This is a genomic window from Deefgea piscis (genome assembly GCF_013284055.1).
Lineage (GTDB): Bacteria > Pseudomonadota > Gammaproteobacteria > Burkholderiales > Chitinibacteraceae > Deefgea > Deefgea piscis.
Window position 1 is genome coordinate 3,088,312 of sequence record NZ_CP054143.1, and the last position, 18,852, is coordinate 3,107,163.

Here is an 18,852-nt window from a genome sequence, read left to right on the forward strand (position 1 = left end):
TAATCTCACGCCAATAAACGCAGCGCCAAACCCGATTGCCGCGTAATGCCTTTGCGGCTGGCGCTGGTAATAATGCTTTCCTCACCCCACAAGCTCACTTGCTGGCGCGCACGCGTAATCGCGGTATAAACCAGCTCCCGACTTAAAGCGCTCACGCTGCCATCACTTGGGCTGGGCAACAGCAACAACACATGCGCAAACTCCGAGCCTTGTGATTTATGCACCGTCATTGCAAACGCGGTTTCCACCGAGGGCAAGCGCGCAGGCGCAACTTTGCGTGTACCGCCATTGCTATCGGGAAAATGCACCCATAACTTGCCGGCGTCATCCATCAAAGTCAGACCAATATCGCCGTTATATAGTGCCAAATCGTATAGATTTTGCGGCACCAATACCGGTCGGCCGGCATACCAAACTTGGTCATTCATTCTTAAGCCTTGTTTGACCAATTGCGCCTCAATCAAATGATTCACACGCGACACACTGGCGGCGCCTTGTCGCACCGGGCTCAATACTCGAAACGCATCAAACGCCTTAAACACCTCGCTTGGCGCGGCATTGGCCGCCACTGCCGCAAAAAATGCTGCGTATCCCGCCAGCAATGGCGCAGTTAAATCCTGACCGCTGGCAGCTGGATTGCTGGCATACCAAAGCAATGGCGCATCACTATTGACTGGGCTGGCAGCGGCCTGCAATAGCGTACTGATTGTGCGTAAATCGCCGCCATTAATCGCCTTGGCCAAAGCGCCAATCGCGCCAGAAAACCGATAGCTTTTATGCAACGTCAACACATGCTCGCCCAGTGCCGATGCGGAAAAGCTTGGCTCAACCACTTGGCCAGTTAAGCGCGATAATTTGGCAGCAAAGTCAGGCGAAAACCCACTTTCGGCACATAAATCCCCCATCACTGCGCCCGCTTCAACCGAAGCGAGCTGATCTTTATCGCCCAATAAAATCAGCCGAGCGTGTGGCGGCAAAGCATCGACCAATTTACTCATCAAGGCCAAATCGATCATCGACGCTTCGTCCAGCACCAGCACATCGAGCACTAAAGGGCGCGCGGCATGATGGCGAAACTGCACTGAATTAAATTGGCTACCGAGCAAACGATGCAAAGTCGTGGCTTGATCGGGGATTTGCGCTGCCAACTCCGCGCTTAACAAGCCTTTTGCGGCTAAATCTTGCTTGCCCTGACTAATCGCCGCCTGCATGCGCATGGCCGCCTTACCTGTCGGCGCCGCCAGCGCAATATTGAGCACGCGATCGCTACTGATTTGCAGCAAGGTTAATAATTTAATCAACGTGGTGGTTTTTCCAGTCCCGGGGCCACCGCTGACAATACTCAGTCGTTGATGCAGCGCAGCGGTCACGGCGATTTTTTGCCAATCGGGGTTTTCATGGCTGCCGGCAAAAAAAGTCTGTAAATGTGCCGCCAGTCGAGCTTCATCTGGCGCTGGCGGCGCATCAAGCGCCATGGCGCGCAATTGCAAGGCCAATCGCGACTCATACGCGTGATAACGCGCTAAATACAGCCGCTGATGCGAGGCAATTAAGGGCATAAAGTCCCCAGCCTCGCCCACCAAACCACTGGCTAGCCATGCCGCCAAATCGGTTTGCGCCGGAATATCCACACAGACATCGCCGCGCTCGCTGGCTTTAGCCAATTGTGCGGCAAGCCCCAATAAATCAGCGGGGGCGTTGGGGTTTTTACGCCGCAATAAATCCAGCAGCACGCTAGAAAAATCGATTTTTTCTACTGCGCTGGGATTCATCGCCGTCAATGGCGTGCTGGTTTCTACGGTATTACTCATTGCGCCACTCCTTCACCTAGGGCACGATTGAGCGCCTCAATGAGTTTTAAAGGGGGTTTATCGTGCCAAACGCCACAATTAGCGACTTCTGGCGACATACCTCGAATAAATAAATACAACACCCCACCAAAATCACGCGCATAGTCATAGCGCTCTCCCAAGCGCGCCAACATATGCCGATGCCAAGCGCAGCTATACAATAAATACTGTAAGTAATAATGCGAGTCGCTCATCACGTCACGCAATGCGGCAGGATCGTAATCGCTCAAGCGATCGCCCAAAAAGTTGGATTTGTAATCGGCAATAAAATACTGGCCTTGCCAGAAAAAAACCAAATCGACAAAACCATTTAAATAACCGACGAATTTTTCTGGCTTTAGCCGCTGGGCAGCGGCAATAAAGCGCGGCTCAACGCCAAACTCAGGCTGGGCCAATACGCGGCAAAAGGCGGCGATATCCACCGACTTACACCCCAATAAGAACTGCCATTCATTTAAGCGCTGGCGATGCGTTAATTGATTTAACCGCAACACACCCGTCGCCAGCTCAATGGGCGCGGCGAGCACGGCCAGCAACCAATCGGCGACCTGAGGTGCGGCATCGAGCGCCAAGGCCAAGCCGGATTTTTGCATCGCTTGCGTCACCGTTTGCGCCAAGACTGCGGCATCGACTCGCGTAAAGTCAGTGTGCTCAAACACCGAATGCAATGTGGTACCGGCCCGACTACCGCGCATAAATCGAAAGCGCATTTCATCCGACAACGCTTCGCTATCCAAGCGAGGCACTTGCACCCCATCAGCGTCGTAATCCGTCCCCGCTTCAGCCACTGCATCGCTGGCGTAACTGCGCGTGAGCGAAGTAAAGCTGGCTAAGCGCCACGGCGCAGCCAAACTCCACGGCGCGTAATCAAAGCGCTTAGAGCGCGCAGCCAATTGCAACTCAGGTAGTGCACGATCCGTGCCGGCATATCGCGTCCACTCAGGTAGGCCACTCACCGACACGCGCGCATCTAAGCGCTTAAATGCGTCACTGAGCAAAGGCAGCGTGAGCGATTTGAGGTGTTCGCTAATGGCTTGACCTGATTCCGTGCGCAATAAATGCGTTAACGGCGCATTTTTTAGTCCCGCCTGCGACTGCCAAGCGAGCTTTTCAAACGCCGGATACGCTAAATACAGCCGATGCTTGGCGCGAGTGACGGCCACATACAACAGACGAATCTGCTCGGCATACGCTTCGTGCTCAGCTTGCGCCAGATGCGCTTCAAGCTCAGACGTGCCCACATCAATCTGCAACGCATGCGCCGCGCTTGGTTGGTGAAACGACACCCATTGCGGGTTACGCACCAATTCCCCCTTGCCTTTCCATGCAAATGGGCAAAACACAATCGGATATTCCAAGCCTTTGGACGCATGAATCGTCACCAAGCGCACACGATCAGCGTCGCTTTCTAAACGCATTTGCTGGCTTTCTGCGCCCTGATTGGGCTCAGCAATTTGCCGCTCGAGCCACGCCAGCAATAAGGCCGGATTGGGGCGAGATCTGGATTCATGCTGCACCAGCTCCGCCACATGCAGTAAATTGGTCAAGCGCCGCTCGCCACCGTCTTGCTTTAATACACGGCTGGCAATATCGGCCTCGACCAACCAGCGCCGAAACATCGGCATAAAGCCAAACTTGCGCCATTCATCGCGCCAACTTTGTAGGTTTTCGACTTCGTCTTGCCACGCTGCATCATCCAATTGCAGCGCCAATAATTGCGCCACGCTAATGCCCATCACCGAGCTCACCAAGGCTTTACGCAGCAAACTGGTTTGCGCTGGCGCTTCAATCGCCGCCAGCATCGCACACAAGCCTTGCGCCTCACTCGAGGCAAAAACACTTTCTCGGGTTTGCATCACCGCCGCCACGCCGCGCTCCGCCAGCGCATGGCGCATGGCGTGCGCTTGCCGATGGCTCGGCACTAAAACCGCAATATCTTTTGGACTTAAAGCGTTCCCACTTAGCGTGGCCTTGCCTTGGCTGGCGGCATTCAGTAAACCAGCAATTTCATCGGCCGTTGCCGCCAATAGCATTTTTTCCGCCGTGTCGGGATTACCACCATCAAACACAAAAGCGTGCACCGCGGCGCGATCATCGGCGCATTGCCATTTAGATTCACCGCTTTGCTTGGCGGCAATGGTGGGATGACTAATTTGCCGTTCAACAAAAGCATCTTTGGGCGCAAATAGCGCGTTCACAAATTCAACAATCGGCGCGTCAGAGCGAAAATTAGTCTCAATCGAATAACACGCTTTAGCCTGCCCTCGCGCGCCCAAATAGGCATACACGTCGGCACCGCGAAAAGCGTAAATCGCTTGCTTCGGGTCGCCCACCATAAAAAACGGCGGCTCGCTACCGTCGCTTAAAGCATGACCAAACAAACGATCAATAATTTTAAATTGCAACGGATCGGTATCTTGAAACTCATCGACTAAGGCCGCGCGATATTTTTGATTGACCTTATTGGCTAAGTTTTGCGCCCGCACCGTATCGTCCAGTGCCGCAGCCAAGCAAGTAATGCTGTCATCAAACGACATTTTGCCGCTGTGCGCTTTGCGAAGCGCCAATTGCTCACGCACATAGCGCGCAAAATCCAAGCGCCAGTATTTGAGTTGCAAGGCCAAATCCGCGGCCATACTGTCGGCATTGGCCAATAAAGCCTCGGCGGCGGCAAAAAACTCATGTTGCGGCACCACCGGTTTAAATTCTTTTTTAGTCATTTTGAGCAAATGACTTTGGGTGAATTTTTCCCAGTCTTTACATAAAGACACGCTGGGCGTTGGGCTTTGCAATAAACGATTCACCGCTGCTAGCCCATCCTGCCATTTTTCGTTCGTCAGCTTATACGTGCCAGAAAAAATGCCGCCGGCTTGGGCATTGAGTAACAACGCGGCGATTTCGTCTTGATCCCACCAATACTGGCATTGTCGCCATTGCTCAGCATATTGCGCGCGGCGCTCATTCCGATACGTGGCCGATGGCAAATCAGGCAAAGGCAAAAAATACCCCGGATCAAGGCTTTTTACTTGACCAGCCCATTGCTCTAAATACGGCACATCGATTTTTTGCTCGCGCAAATACGCCACCCACGCCATATCAGCCGCATACACCTGACTGCGCCAAAAATCATGGGTAATTTCAGCCAGTAACTCGCTTTCGTCCTCAAGCAATTGCCGATCAAAATCAAAGCCCGCCTCAAACGCTTGCTCCGTTAATAAGCGCTGGCAAAAACTATGAATCGTCGAAATCGCGGCGCAATCGAGCGTCGCGAGCGCCAAGCGCAGTTGCCGCAATAAAGGATCGGGGTCCAACCCTTCGGCGATGACCCGCTCCCACACCTCGGCACAGAATGGCTCTGGCGCGCCGCCCACCATCACCGGCGTTTGCTCAACAAAGGTTTGCGTCAATTGCGCCAAGCGTAAACGAATCCGATCTTTGAGTTCGGCCGTTGCCGCCTTGGTAAACGTCACCACCAAGATACTCTCGGGGAGTAATCCTTTGGCTGCGTTATATGCTGGCTCGTCGGGAGCAATACCCGCGCCTAAAATCAAACGCGCATACAGGCCGGTGATATTAAAGGTTTTTCCGGTACCGGCCGAAGCTTCGATCAATACTCGGCCACCGAGTGCCACATCGTGCACCATTAACGGCGCAAATTCAGGCAGGCCCGACTTGTCGGCGGCAGTACCCTCTACCACGCTGGCGTGCGCCATCGATCCATCCAATTGGCGTTCAGTCATCACGCAGCTCCTTGTTCGGCTAACAAGCGGTTTAAATCATGATGCAAGGTTCGCTCCTCGACTGCAGCCAACATCGGCAACACAATTCGCGTCGCCCACGCCGTAAATTGCACGCCGTTGGCACTATCGATTTGCAGCGGATCTTGCGGCCATAGCAATTGATTTTGTACTTCTAGCCATTCGCCATCGCGGTTAAAGCTCGGCAACCAACGCTTGATCGCCGCTGCCCAACGTAAGGCTTGGGTGTCTTCATCCTCGACCGTATCGCTTGGCAGCGCCTTACCCCACGCCAAAGCACTGTGCGGGAAAAACGGCAATGGCGCGGCCATTGCGGCTTGATATAAAGCCAAAATATCACTCAAATACGCTGTCGCTTGTTCCGGTGCAATCGGCGAGCAGTACAAAACACGCTCAGGCGACAGCCAACGGGTCACAGTTTGCATGGCGCTGGGCTGCATGGCGCACAGTAGTAAATGCTCAACCCACGCCCGAAACACATCGCGCGGATAAATTTGGCTTTTTAAAACAATGCGCCCATCGGCATAACACGCATCTAACCAACCGGTAATTTGCACATCAGATGGTGATCGCGACCAAGACGGCGACAAAGTCATTTGCACCATTTGCGCGGGCAACTGATCACTGCATTGATAGCGCGGCAAAGCGTCCAGCAGCGCACAAGCGGCAAACAGCTGCTCATCCACCAGCATTTCACCCGGCACACCCAAAGGGGTATTACCTCGCGCAAAAGCCAGATCATGCGCTTCAAGCCCATACTTAAGGCCAAGATCGCGCACGGCATTATCGCGAAAATCTTTTAAATCAAACGCTTCATCGTCCTCTAAGCCGGCATCATTGGCACTAGGCTGAAAATGCAAATTCGCCCGATGCCGCAAAAAGTAAGCCGCTGGTTTGGCCAAACATTGCGCCAATTCATCCCAGCGCAAACTATTGGGCATGGCAAATGGCGGATATTGCTCGGCGGCGGCTAAATTGCTCGCGACTGCATCGTTCAGCGCATCGCTTTGCATCTGCTCACTCAATACCGCCTCACCCTCGTCTGCGCTCTTAGTAACGCTCGACACTCGCCCCATGGCCGCCAATGCAATTTGTTCGGCAGCACGGCACCACAGCGGATTAAACGACGCAATGGCATTTGCATTGTTTTCAGGGGTATGGCCAACAAAGTTTTGTAGGCTAAAGGGCTGCAAGGGATACTCAAGGGTTAAATGCTGCAATAAATTGGCTCGTCGCACTTCGATACTTGCGTCGATATCGCCCTCAAGGAAAAACCCTTGCGCCACACAATCGAGCACATCGCTCACCAATACCGAAGGCGGAAAATGCGCATCGTCTTTTAAGCTGCGCCCAACCCACGACAAATAGAGTTTTTCTCGTGCTGCCAATATCAAATCTAAAAACAAATACCGATCATCCAAGCGGCGCGAACGGTCGCCTAAGCGCGGATGCTGAGCAATTAAATCAAATCCCGCCGTGGGCGGATTGCGTGGAAAATCATTTTCATTCAAACCCAACACCGCCACCACCCGAAACGGCAAGCCACGCATCGGCACCATGGTGCAAAACGTCACCCCGCGCGACATAAAGCCCGAGCCACGGCTACTGTTTTCAAAGCGATGTTGCAACCAATCGCACACCACTTCGCGCGGCACGGGCTCAGTTAAACCGGCCAATTGCGCTTCATCGGCCAAATCCGCTAGCGTCGTGCGTATGGCTTCAGCCAGTTTGAGTTCGGCCTCGTCATGTTCGTCAAATAAAATAAAATTTTCGAGTAGCAATAAAGCTGCATCGCGCCACTCCGGCAAAGTGCGCGCAACACTGAGCGCCGCCCGCCATTGCCCTACGGCGGTAATAAATGTGGTTAATTTGGCCAATAAGCTCGCTTGCGAGCCCTCCAAATCATCCCACGGCGCCAGCGCGGCTAATTCAGAAGTGTCCTCGCCCCACAGCGGTACTGCGTCACCGGCCAATGCATTGGGCAAGGCTAAACCCAACAGCAATCGATCTAAACCCAACTGCCAGGTATTGGCCGCGCCCATATCGGACAAATCAAACTCAGCCCGGTGCGCCGCATCTAAGCCCCAACGGATGCCGACTGCCGCAATCCAATGCCTTAGGGTCAATAGCTGATCGCTACTGATATCAAAGCGCGCCGCCACTTGCGGCGTTTCGAGTAAGCCATACATTTCATCGGCTTTGCAGCGGCTTTCCGGCAATTGCAAGAGCTGCATCAACACATCAACCGCCGGGCATTCTTGTTGCGTGGTTAAGTCGGCGATATTAAACGGAATATTGGGTGCGCCAGAGGCTTTGGCATCGCCAAAAACCGCCTCAATCAGCGGGGCATACGGCCCCATATCGGGCAGTAACACGGCAATTTCGGAGGCCAATAAACTGTCGTCATTGACCAGCATGGCGGCAATTTCATCATGCAAGATTTCAACTTCACGCATCGCGCTATGTGCGTTATGAAACGTTAGTGAGCGATCGTTCTTTGCGACTACTTGAGCGTTTAATACATCACGATTAAGTAAATTGAGCACATCCGATTGCAGCGTTTGCAATAGGCTTGGCGTGGCAATATGCTCGAGTGGATCATAAAACAACCACTGCTCACCGCCACCACTCCACGGGAAAGCCTCCGTTACCGCGCGATAAAAATCACGCCCCGCCTTACCCATCGAGGCCAATAAAGGATGACCAATATCGAGGTAGAGTGATTCTTGCTTGCGGTCTAACTCGCGGCGCGCAATCACTTGGGCACTGACAATCGCCCCCCATTCTTCGCGGCAAGGATTAAGCAAAAATAAATTCACGTCGATGTGCTCAGCCAAAGCGCCCAGCACGTCGATATACGCCGGCGGCATGCCGGCAATACCAAACACGGTAATGCGCTCAGGCAAACGACTTGGCCCATCGTTTTGCCACGCATTAAATAGCTGCACAAACATATCGGCACGATGTGGCATGGCGCCAAAATCGCCGTCGATACTGGCTTTCACTTCACGCCACAATGTGGCTTGCCACGCTTCATCGGGCCCCAAGCCCACTAACTGACCCGCTTCCCACGCTGCAATCCAATGGCTGCGAAACACCAAATACTGATCGAACACGTCGGCCAATTTACCCGCCAACGCCATTTGCCGCCGCGCGTCCCCCTCACTCAAATACGCCGCCACAATCGGGCTAGCAGCGCGAGCGCCGGATGTTGGCAACACCCCAAATAAGCGCCAAGCCAGCGGGCTAGCGCTATATGGCGAATCAGCTTGTAAATGCGGTAATGCGTCTTTGAGCAAAGACCAGACAAAGCTGGCGGGCAGTTGAAAGTCTATCCCCGCGCAAATCCCAACGCGATCGGCCAATTTAAACCGCAGCCAGCGCTCCATACCTTTACTGGAAACAATGATTTTTTCGCTGGCAAACGGATCGCTCAAAGCGACGCCATACAGCGCTTGCAATAATTCGAACAGATTTTCGAGGCGATTGGACTGGTAAATATGCAGGCGGCTGGACATGCGGGCACCGAAGTAAGAAGCAAGACTTATTCTACCTTGTTAAGCTGACTTCAGTTGCCAGAAAAGGCGCACAAAGTAGGTTTTGAACCGCAATCGGCACGTCACGCTGAGCCAAAATTAAGGCCAGCACCAGCCAGACGCGATTTTAGGGCATTGCATGCTTGGGCCGTTTTAGGCCATTCCCCTACTTGGGTTGTTTTAAGCCATTACCATGACTGGGGCGATTTAGGCCATTGCCATGCTGGGCAATGCCGTTTCGGTACTGGCCACTTGCTCGGCCGAGGCCAATAATTCGCTCATTGCCCGATCAAAGAGTGGTGCTTGCTCTAAAAAGCGCACGCGATCACGCGCAAACAAACGGCGAAACGCCCGCAAGCTCAATACTGCCGGCGCGTCTTGATCAGGCCAAGTCAAGACAATCGCATCGGGATGATTCGCTTGCCAGCTCAACTGGGCAATACGCGCGGTGCCAGCAAAATTAACCTCCACCGCCACGCCATTACTTAAACACGCCGTAAAATCTTCATCTACGCTGTCGATTTCAACTGCAGTTTGCGGCCCTAATTCCGACTCTATCAATTGATCAATCAGATTGAGATTAACTTCTAAAGCATCGATCTCAGCTTGAATAAACAGTGGATTTAACGTGACCACGACCTCATTCTCGGTGATTTCAGTGCTATGCACCGCATCCAAAAACGGCGCAAAAGCCTCGTGCATCACTGACAAAGGCGGCGGCACAGCACTCAGCACCTGACTTGAGCCTGAGCGCATCGCCAAACGATGCGCGTCAACCAAGTGCAGATTTAATTCTTGTAATTGTTCGGCCGTCCAATTGAGCGTTAACACCCCTTCGCGCAAAGTGGCGATCATGGTTGGAATCAAACCCAATAAAATTTTGCATTCATCACGATCAACTTTTGGCGCCAAGCTCCAAATTAAATCGGGCACCAATAAGCGATACTGCGTTGCTTTATGCGGCGCTTCGCGCCCCGCTAACTCAATCACTCGCGCCCAAGTGCTGACCAAAAAATCATACAAATACGGCTCAATGGTATAGGGCGATAAAGCGTCGGAAATCATCGCGGTAATACGCGCAAAATGTAATGTGCGCTGTTTGGCAGAATCCAAAACTTGCGTGGCGCTACTGGCCATTTTTTCACAATGCGCTAATTCATTGGCGACCCACGCATCCAGCGCATCGAGCATTTGCACAAACAAGGCCAGATCTTCGTTTTCATCGGCCAAAATAATCGCCACAATGCGGCAAATTTCGGTATTGACTCGGACGGCACTTTCACTGTTTTGCTGCATCCCCAGAGAGATCGAGCCAATTCGGTTAACCAACATGCGCGCCGGGTGGGTTTTTCTGGCAAATAGATTTGGATCTTGCAGCGCGATTTTTAATACCAAAAACTGCAAACGCCCTAGCTGCGCCCGAACTTCGGCCGGCACTTTATCGTCACGCAAAATAAATTCAAACAGCATGGCCACCACATCAATGGTCATTGCTTCATTGACATCGCTGGTGCTGGCACCCAATTGTTGGCGCTGCTCTAAAATCAAATTGCGTAGCTTGCCATCGCCATTCCACATGGCTTCTGCCGTTGGCGTGGCGACTTCAATCAGACTTTGCAGTGATTGGCTCAGCGGCGCACTCACCGAACGCAGTTCCAGCGATGCGGCGTCATCCCACACCGGGGCTTGCCCCTGCGCACCTTGCTGCAGACTATGCCCACTAAAAAATTGCTGAATGCTGCGACCCACCTGCCCAATATGACTCAGCCATGACGGTGCCCGCACCATGCTGGCGCGTGCCTCGTTACTCGACGCCATCAACGGCTCTGCCGCCGAATCCATCAAGCCAGAACCGCCAGAACCGCCAGACCCCATGCCTGCCACAGCATTCGGTACACTCGCTGGCGCAGCCCCTTGCAATGCAGCCTGCGATGCAGACGGTCTAGATTGCACAAAATCCAAAAATTGATCTTCCGAGCGTGCGCCCCACGGTGCTGCGGCTACCGAGCCCGCCGATGAACCCGTGGATGAGCCCGCCAAACGTGGGGTTGACGCGGCACGCGGCGACTCACTGCCTCGCGATGCCGGTTCGCTGTATTGCGCGTCGGGCGTTAATGCCGAGGGCGATTCATCCGGTAGATCAAGCAAATTGCCGGCCGCGATGGCCGCTGGCTCACTTTGTTTTCTGACCTTCAACTGCAATTGGGCGGCAATCCCATGCTGGGCCAGTAGCTGATTTAATGCCTCATACAGCGGCGCGATATGCGGGCACATTGATGTGGTGAGTTGCGCTAATAGCACAGGAATTAATTCATTATCGCTGGCGGTTTCGGCCACCGTTTCTTCTAAAGCATTGGCAATACTGCGCGAGATAATATAAGTACGAAACGGGTTTTCACGTTCTTTAATCACGTCTTGCTCAAGCAATAATGCAATACGAATATTTAAATCACGAATACCTTCTTCGGCCTCTTGCCGAAAACGCGTGGTAATTTGGTCAATATGCAATTCTTCTTCAAACGACGCCGATTCCACCAAGGACAATGTGGCATTAAGCCCCTCGGTAAAGGACGGACGAAAATGGTTGTAAGCCGTTTGAAAACTGCGATGCAATAATTGCTCAACTTGACGCGATAGCTGCTGCTCCAACTTTTGATCGTGATTCATAATCAATTGCCGCGCAGCGAGTAAACGGCGTTGCTCAAGCATTGAGGTGGCCCGATCGGCCTGATTAAATAATTGCCCTGTCGAATGCGCCAGCACCATCGGCATTCTTTGATTAAATTCAGCCAAAAACACCGAGCGCGTCGCAATGAGTAAATCATTTCTATCCATCTGGCACACCCTCACACATCGAATTAAGTCGGCTTAGCCGAAATTGCCTTGCGCTAAGTTGAGCAACATCACTCAACTCAAACTGCATAAAAACCGGATGATAACTGACAATAGCCCGCGCTGCTTGCGACAGATTCGGTACAATCTAGCTATCCGAATGGCAGCAAGGCTCACTCTCAGTGTTTCGACTTTTTGAAAATATAGTTCACCCCTACCCTGAACAGCAAAACAAAACCTTACCTCATGATTTCAAATCATTTATATGGCGCTGTACAAAAGGACTACGCCCACTGATTTTTGGCATGATGCTCTGCACCGCCATCATTGGTTCTTTTGAAGCAATTTTGTATAGTTTGCTGGGGCATATTGTTGATTGGTTAGCTCACGTCGAGCCAAGTCAACTCTGGGCGCAAGAGCACTTTCGCCTTAGCCTGATTGCGGGGGTGTTATTACTCAGCCCACTGCTGGTCGGGCTGCAAACTTTGCTGAAACATCAAGCCTTAGCGGGTAATTTCCCGATGTTGCTGCGCTGGGATTTTCATCGGCAAATGCTCAACCAAAGCATGAGTTTTTATCAAGATGAATTTGCCGGTCGCGTTTCAGCCAAAGTCATGCAAACGGCGTTAGCGGTACGCGAAACGGTATTTATCGTGACCGACATTATGGTGTTTGTCGCGATTTATTTTTTCACCATGCTGGCCGTTGCTGGCAGCTTTGATCTGTGGCTACTGGTGCCGCTCTTGTCATGGATGCTGCTGTATATTGGCGCGATGTTTTATTTTGTGCCGCGCCTAGGCAAAGCGGCGCAAAACCAAGCAGACGCTCGCTCATTGATGACGGGGCGAATTACCGATGCTTATACCAATATTGCAACAGTAAAGCTGTTTTCGCACGGCCGCCGAGAAGCGGCATTTGCCCGCAGCGCCATGCAAGAGTTTATGCATACCGTGCATGGGCAAATGCGTTTGGTCAGCAGCTTTGAAGTCGTCAATCACACCTTAAGCGTCGGCTTGATTATTGCCAGCGCTGGGACGGCATTGTATTTATGGAGCCACGGCCAAGTGACTGCGGGCGCGGTGGCGGCCTCATTGGCGATGGCACTGCGTTTAAACGGCATGTCGCAATGGATTATGTGGGAAATCGCCGCGCTGTTTGAGCATATTGGTACCGTACAAGACGGCATCAACACCCTCACCACGCCACATGAAGTCAACGACGCCCCAGACGCCACCGCACTCACCGTTCCACGCGGAGAGGTGCAATTTCAACACGTTGATTTTGGCTACGAAGCAGATCGCTTGCTACTGAAACAATTGTCGCTACACATTCGCGCCGGCGAAAAAATCGGTTTAGTCGGTCGATCCGGCGCGGGAAAATCAACGATTGTTAATCTATTGCTGCGCTTTTACGATATTCAGGCGGGGCAAATCACGATAGACGGCCAAAACATCGCGCAAGTATCGCAAGACAGCTTACGCGCCCATATCGGCATGGTGACGCAAGACACGTCGCTATTACATCGCTCGGTGCGCGAAAACATCCTATACGGTCGCCCCAATGCCAGCGATGAGGAAATGATTGCGGCCGCCAAACGCGCCGAAGCGCATGATTTTATTCTGAACTTAAGCGATCCTGCTGGCCGCACCGGCTACGACGCGCATGTGGGCGAGCGCGGCGTCAAACTCTCGGGTGGGCAACGCCAACGGATTGCGATTGCGCGTGTAATGCTTAAAGACGCCCCGATTTTATTGCTCGATGAAGCCACCAGCGCGCTCGATTCTGAAGTGGAAGCGGCGATTCAAACCAGCTTATACCGCTTAATGGAAGGCAAAACCGTGGTGGCGATTGCCCATCGTTTATCCACCATTGCCGCGATGGATCGCCTGATCGTGCTCGACCAAGGACGGATTGTTGAGCAAGGCGACCATCAAAGCCTGCTGGAACAAGGCGGGCTGTATGCGCGGCTGTGGTCACATCAAAGCGGCGGATTTTTAGGCGAAGAAGCCGATTAAACCCTCATCGTCAGTGGTACAGCATGCAGTAAACATGACATATCACTGACGATTTCCCTGATTAACACTTCAAGGCAATGGCGGCACCATCATGACAACTGAAAACCAACACCCAAGCTATGCCAACACGCCAAAACCACCTTACTACGCCGTGATTTTCACCTCATCGCGCACCGAGGACGACCAAGGCTACGCTGAAATGGCGGAAAAAATGCTGGCATTAGCGCAACAGCAACCGGGATTCTTAGGGGTTGAATCTGCCCGAGCCAGCATTGGCATCACGGTGTCGTACTGGGCAGATTTAGCTTCAATCCAAAACTGGAAAGCCCATAGCGAGCATCAACTAGCGCAAAAGTCAGGCCGCGCCCAGTGGTATAGCCAGTACAAAACCCGCATTGCCAAAGTGGAGCGTGATTATGAATTTTAATTGGGGTTCAACGCGCACCAGGATTGCTTAACTCAATGATCAACCGATGGATGACCTATGTCCCCCCTAGTAAAAAAACTCGCCTTTGCCATCCTTGCTCGACCGCGCCTTGCTGCCGCGCTATTAAAAATCGGTTTTAATTTCTATCCGGCGATCCGCCGCACCGGTTGCAAAGTCAGCCAAATCAGCACTGACGTGCGGCAAATCACGGTGAAATTGCCGCTAAACTGGAAAACGCGCAACCTCAATGGCAGCCTGTTTGGCGGCAGCATGTTTGCCGCCACCGATCCTTTTTATATGAGCATGCTGTATTTTAATTTGGGCGAAGAGTATGTGGTTTGGGATAAAGGCGGCACCATCCGCTTTAAACGCCCGGCGCTCAGCACGCTAACGGCGGAATTTAGACTAGATGCAGCAGAACTGACTGAAATCCATCAATTACTCGCCATCACGCCAGAGATCACCCGCACCTATGCCGTGGCAATGGTGAACGCCAAGGGCGATGTCTGCGCCGAAGTCGATCGCGTATTGTATATCGCGCACAAATCGGCTTATGACGCCAAACAACGTGAACGCCGCCAGCGACTAGCGCAAGCAGCCAGTGACGCAGCAACACCCACTTCGTCAAAGCCAAATTAAGGAAAAAGACACAATCAGACCTCAACACTATTGAGTCATTACATCCAACACGTTGCTCAATTCGCCCTATCATAAATACAAGGGTATATGTTCACTATCATTTATAAACATATACCACAGACATATACCCTTTAGTTATTGGCAAGCGCATTGGCATTTAACTTGCCGCGAATACCAAATAAATACGACGCGGATAAGCCAAACATCACCATGCCAACGCAAGATTCAAATGCCCCGCTTAATCGGCCAATCGGCCCAGTTGGGCCTTCGGCATAAAAACCGACGGTGGAATAACTAGAAATCGAATAGAAAAAAGCATCGCTAAAATTATGCATGGCGCCAATCTCGACATACACAAAGGCCCAAAGAAAGATCGATACCAAATGCACCACCATCAATAAATAGGTCACGATGGCAAATAAAATCGCCTCAACCATGATCGAGCTGGCAAATTGCTGGATTAAGAATTTTTCAACATAAGTAATTAAAAAAATGCCCACCACATGAATCAACACCGTGGCGACGACCAGTAAAAACCCACAGATCAAATAAATCATCTCAATCCCCCAAAAGACAAACTCCAATCAATTGTCACTCAGTCTAGAGCGCTCCAGCTATTCTTGCGCGAAGCACAAGCAATAGTTCAAAAAACACCCCACAAAATAAAAGGGTATTGGCTTCTGTGCTTTATTTAAAAAAGCACAGAACGCAATACCCTATCAATCAATACCTGTATTAGCGAATTAAACCCAAGTACTACCAACGACCCGTCAAATGCTGCACCACCAAGCTGGTGCTGGCGACACGAACACCGTATACCAAGCAATTTGAACGCTGCGAGCGACTAGCGCCCCAACTCAAGCAAGAGACAAGCTACTTAATAAGCAGTCCAACCCCCATCCGTAGCATAAAGTGCGCCGGTTAAATTGGAGGCTTCATCTGACAATAAAAACGCAATCACGGATGCCTGCTCCCAAACCGTTGCCTGACGTTTTTTACTGTCGGCATATGCTTGCAGACTCAGCGTCTTAGTGCGCCCCATATTTGGCACTGTTGACTGGGCATTTTCTTTAGCTGCAGCCATAACATACTTTATCGCCATATCGGTCATGGCCGTTTCGGTCGCTGCCATATTGACTGAATTTACCCGAATACCGTATGGCGCATAATCAATGGCGCCGCTGCGAGTAAGACCACTACACGCATGCTTACTAGCAACATAGGCCGAATTGCCTGCCAAGCCTGTTAACCCTGCAATCGAGCAAATATTAACAATCGCACCACCTTTGCCCTGTTTGAGCATGGGCTTTAATTCCGCACGCATGGATTTAAATACCCCCGTCGCATTGATTGCCATCAACGTATCAAAATATTCATCGCCCGCATCGGCGATCGGCGTGGGTAAAAGATCTTTTTGTGCTTGGTAATCAAACACGACATCAGGAGACATGGCGGCCATCACGCCAGCAGCATTGAGTGCCCCATTGAGTTCGCCATATTGACTGACCGCTAGATCCACAGCCTTTTGTAAATCTGCATTATTTCGAACATCCCCTTTCACAAATTCGGCTTGACCACCTTCTTTTCGGATTTGTGCTACGGTCTCATTCCCCTCTTTTGCCAACACATCAAAAATCACAATCTTGGCACCTTCGCGCGCCAAGCGAATTGCCGATGCCGCGCCGATACCGCGTGCGCCACCGGTAATTAAATAGGTGCGACCTTCATGGCGCTTAGGGGTAAAAAAAGCTGGATCAAGCGGTTTTATATCGACGGTCTGATAAGACGCTGCCATTGCCGGACCACCCAAAGCCAATAAACTACTGGCAAGTAAAGCAATCCCTAACGTTTTTTTTAGCGTAAGCATGATTTTTCCTTTTAAAAGACGAACAAACCTCGTGAGACAAACATTTAGAAGCGTGCAATCATGAATGCGCTCGCACTAAACCAATTACGGTAATCATCGTTTAATGCCTTGCGAATGGCGGCGCCAGGCTTGGTATAAGCGGCAGAAAAAACAAAAATCAAATTAGGCTTGGCCACATACCTTGCTGTCAGGTTAAGCTCCATACCCAAGTCGTCCGATTGCAGTACCGACAAAGCTTGTGCACCGCCCAAATTATTTAAGGTATCGGCTTTAAATATCCAAAATTGCGGTGTTAACTCCCAACGCGGAGCAGGCTGCAGGCGAGACATAAATCGATGGGCAATCACATTTGAGGTTTGTACCACTTTATATTGATTCAACCCTTGCACCCATTCATCACCACTGCCTCCGGCAAACAAAGGATCCCAGCGCTCGAAAGTGGGCGTATCAGGATTGTCGCCCGTAAATTTTGAGTAGCGATAACTGAAGGTTGGCCGCCACGGCAAACTAAGCACTTGGTAGCCAGCTTCAACGTAGCCGCCACGGGCATCCATATCAAAGTTTGCATTGGTTTGCCGTGCAATTTCAGCACGAGCGTAAAAATTCGACTCACCCGCAAGCGCGTCATAAGCAAGGCGAAGATCTGCTACTCGTAAGCCTTCGCGAGATAACGTGCCATTCAGTGTGTAATAAGAGAATTTTGACTTAGGTACCTGCAGCCACATCGCTCCTAAGCGCAGTTGAGGTAGTACTTGTCCCTCATAATTAACACCATGAAGACGCGTTTTGCTATCTGTTTCTACTAATTCATCTGGGTCTAAGCGAAATATCTCCAGCTTATGCGCGTCATACACAAACTGCGCGTGAATCAGTTGCTCTGCCGCATTTCTGGGATTTGATTGCAAGGCAGCTCGTTCACCACCATTGGCAGATGACAACCGGAGGATCATGCCATTATCAACCTGAAAAGCTTTGCGCCCGTACAGCAAGCTCATTTGACGAACGCCTCCTTGCTCAGTGGTATTGCGGCCAATCACGCCAGCGTAAGCATCCTCAACGCCGGTATAGGCTCGAGATTCATCCGTAAAGAGTTCAGGCCCCCAAGACCCTGAGGCAATCACACTTGCGCCGGCAAAAACAGAAATTTGCTCGGTAAGCGCATTCAGGCCATACAACCCGAGCTCAACACTGCTTTCAACCCACGTATCGGCCCCCTTTCCTGACGGTGATATTGCGAGCGGGTTACCCATCGTCAGAAGGTCAGGACGGCCAAAAAAAGCATTTGAATTCGAAAACACCATTGATTTGTTTTCTAACTTGGCTTGCAACACCGAATATTCATCGGCATACAAGGTTGGAAACTCAGCCCAATTGCCATTAGCAAGCACGCCCATCGCAGATTCGGCAAGCGGTTTGGCCGCATCGCTAAGCGTAATTTCAAGCGTAAGCACAACATTACCATTGCTACTGGTTTCTATCTGATAGCCGGCTTTTTGCACAAATTTAAGCTGGCGTACCTGATTGAGTTTTAAATTACTGCGTACTGGATCAAATTGACTTCCCGGGGCGACTGAAAAGGCTTTCAAAATCGCATCACGATAAGTTGACGTTCCCTGCTGCCCATCCGCAAATTGAACATGAACCGATTCAATGCGGCTACCGCTAAAATCGCCGCCACTTTGAGCGCTCACAAAAGTAGGCCATAGACTGAGTGCAACAAGCATCAGCAAGAGGTAAATCATGCCCGCGCCGATCAAAGATTGAGTATCCGTTCGTTTCACCGCATTTTCCCATCGACATTAAGCAAAAAAATTTATTGACTGCAACTTCAACCGCAGCACATCGCTAGATATTGAACGTAGCAAGCATTGCAAAAAATGCATATAAAACGCGAGAAGTAAGGAAATGAATGCCATTGATTGCACAAG

At 51.4% G+C, this 18,852-nt stretch carries 10 protein-coding genes; 3 read left to right on the plus strand and 7 right to left on the minus strand.

The features are described from left to right. Positions 1-5 precede the first annotated feature (5 nt). From recD to HQN60_RS14450, 4 genes are all read right to left on the minus strand, one after another. The gene (recD, locus tag HQN60_RS14435; protein ID WP_173534323.1) at positions 6-1,811 is read right to left on the minus strand and encodes an exodeoxyribonuclease V subunit alpha; all 1,806 of its coding nucleotides are present in this window, start codon (positions 1,809-1,811) and stop codon (positions 6-8) included. After that, positions 1,808-5,590, minus strand: a complete 3,783-nt coding sequence (gene recB, locus HQN60_RS14440) for an exodeoxyribonuclease V subunit beta (RefSeq protein WP_173534324.1) — start codon at positions 5,588-5,590, stop codon at positions 1,808-1,810. The genes recD and recB overlap by 4 nt, the downstream gene beginning before the upstream one ends. Next, the gene (gene recC / locus HQN60_RS14445; RefSeq protein WP_173534325.1) at positions 5,590-9,126 is read right to left on the minus strand and encodes an exodeoxyribonuclease V subunit gamma; all 3,537 of its coding nucleotides are present in this window, start codon (positions 9,124-9,126) and stop codon (positions 5,590-5,592) included. Before recC ends, recB begins: the two co-directional genes overlap by 1 nt. Before the next feature lie 225 nt (positions 9,127-9,351). Next, positions 9,352-11,979 carry a DUF1631 family protein gene (locus tag HQN60_RS14450; RefSeq protein WP_173534326.1) on the minus strand — a complete coding sequence of 876 codons (2,628 nt, stop codon included), beginning with the start codon at positions 11,977-11,979 and terminating at the stop codon, positions 9,352-9,354. A gap of 179 nt (positions 11,980-12,158) precedes the next feature. Here HQN60_RS14450 and HQN60_RS14455 point away from each other — a divergent pair, with 179 nt between their 5' ends. From HQN60_RS14455 to HQN60_RS14465, 3 genes are all read left to right on the plus strand, one after another. Further along, entirely contained in the window at positions 12,159-13,991 is a 1,833-nt protein-coding gene (locus HQN60_RS14455) for an ABC transporter ATP-binding protein (protein WP_173534327.1), read from the plus strand. Positions 13,992-14,082: 91 nt separating this feature from the next. Next, positions 14,083-14,418 (plus strand): antibiotic biosynthesis monooxygenase family protein, encoded by a 336-nt coding sequence (locus HQN60_RS14460; RefSeq protein WP_173534328.1) that lies wholly within the window; start codon positions 14,083-14,085, stop codon positions 14,416-14,418. 57 nt (positions 14,419-14,475) lie between these two features. After that, positions 14,476-15,057: a DUF4442 domain-containing protein gene (locus tag HQN60_RS14465; protein WP_173534329.1), complete on the plus strand. Its 582-nt coding sequence runs from the start codon at positions 14,476-14,478 to the stop codon at positions 15,055-15,057. A gap of 131 nt (positions 15,058-15,188) precedes the next feature. On the opposite strand, the gene HQN60_RS14470 is transcribed toward HQN60_RS14465, so the two are convergent. From HQN60_RS14470 to HQN60_RS14480, 3 genes are all read right to left on the minus strand, one after another. Next, positions 15,189-15,614: an ion channel gene (locus HQN60_RS14470; RefSeq protein WP_173534330.1), complete on the minus strand. Its 426-nt coding sequence runs from the start codon at positions 15,612-15,614 to the stop codon at positions 15,189-15,191. A gap of 320 nt (positions 15,615-15,934) precedes the next feature. After that, on the minus strand, positions 15,935-16,924 hold the full coding sequence (locus HQN60_RS14475; protein ID WP_217390145.1) for an SDR family NAD(P)-dependent oxidoreductase: 990 nt from the start codon (positions 16,922-16,924) through the stop codon (positions 15,935-15,937). 44 nt (positions 16,925-16,968) lie between these two features. Continuing rightward, a complete protein-coding gene (locus HQN60_RS14480) occupies positions 16,969-18,705 on the minus strand; it encodes an alginate export family protein (RefSeq protein WP_173534331.1) in 1,737 nt (578 codons plus the stop codon). Between the last annotated feature and the right edge of the window lie 147 nt (positions 18,706-18,852).

Coding starts and splice junctions, on each gene's coding strand:
- recD (WP_173534323.1), bottom strand. CDS start 1,811: ATGAGTAATACCGTAGAAACCAGCACGCCATTGACGGCGATGAATCCC.
- HQN60_RS14470 (WP_173534330.1), bottom strand. CDS start 15,614: ATGATTTATTTGATCTGTGGGTTTTTACTGGTCGTCGCCACGGTGTTG.
- recB (WP_173534324.1), bottom strand. CDS start 5,590: ATGACTGAACGCCAATTGGATGGATCGATGGCGCACGCCAGCGTGGTA.
- HQN60_RS14475 (WP_217390145.1), bottom strand. CDS start 16,924: ATGCTTACGCTAAAAAAAACGTTAGGGATTGCTTTACTTGCCAGTAGT.
- HQN60_RS14450 (WP_173534326.1), bottom strand. CDS start 11,979: ATGGATAGAAATGATTTACTCATTGCGACGCGCTCGGTGTTTTTGGCT.
- HQN60_RS14460 (WP_173534328.1), top strand. CDS start 14,083: ATGACAACTGAAAACCAACACCCAAGCTATGCCAACACGCCAAAACCA.
- HQN60_RS14465 (WP_173534329.1), top strand. CDS start 14,476: ATGTCCCCCCTAGTAAAAAAACTCGCCTTTGCCATCCTTGCTCGACCG.
- recC (WP_173534325.1), bottom strand. CDS start 9,126: ATGTCCAGCCGCCTGCATATTTACCAGTCCAATCGCCTCGAAAATCTG.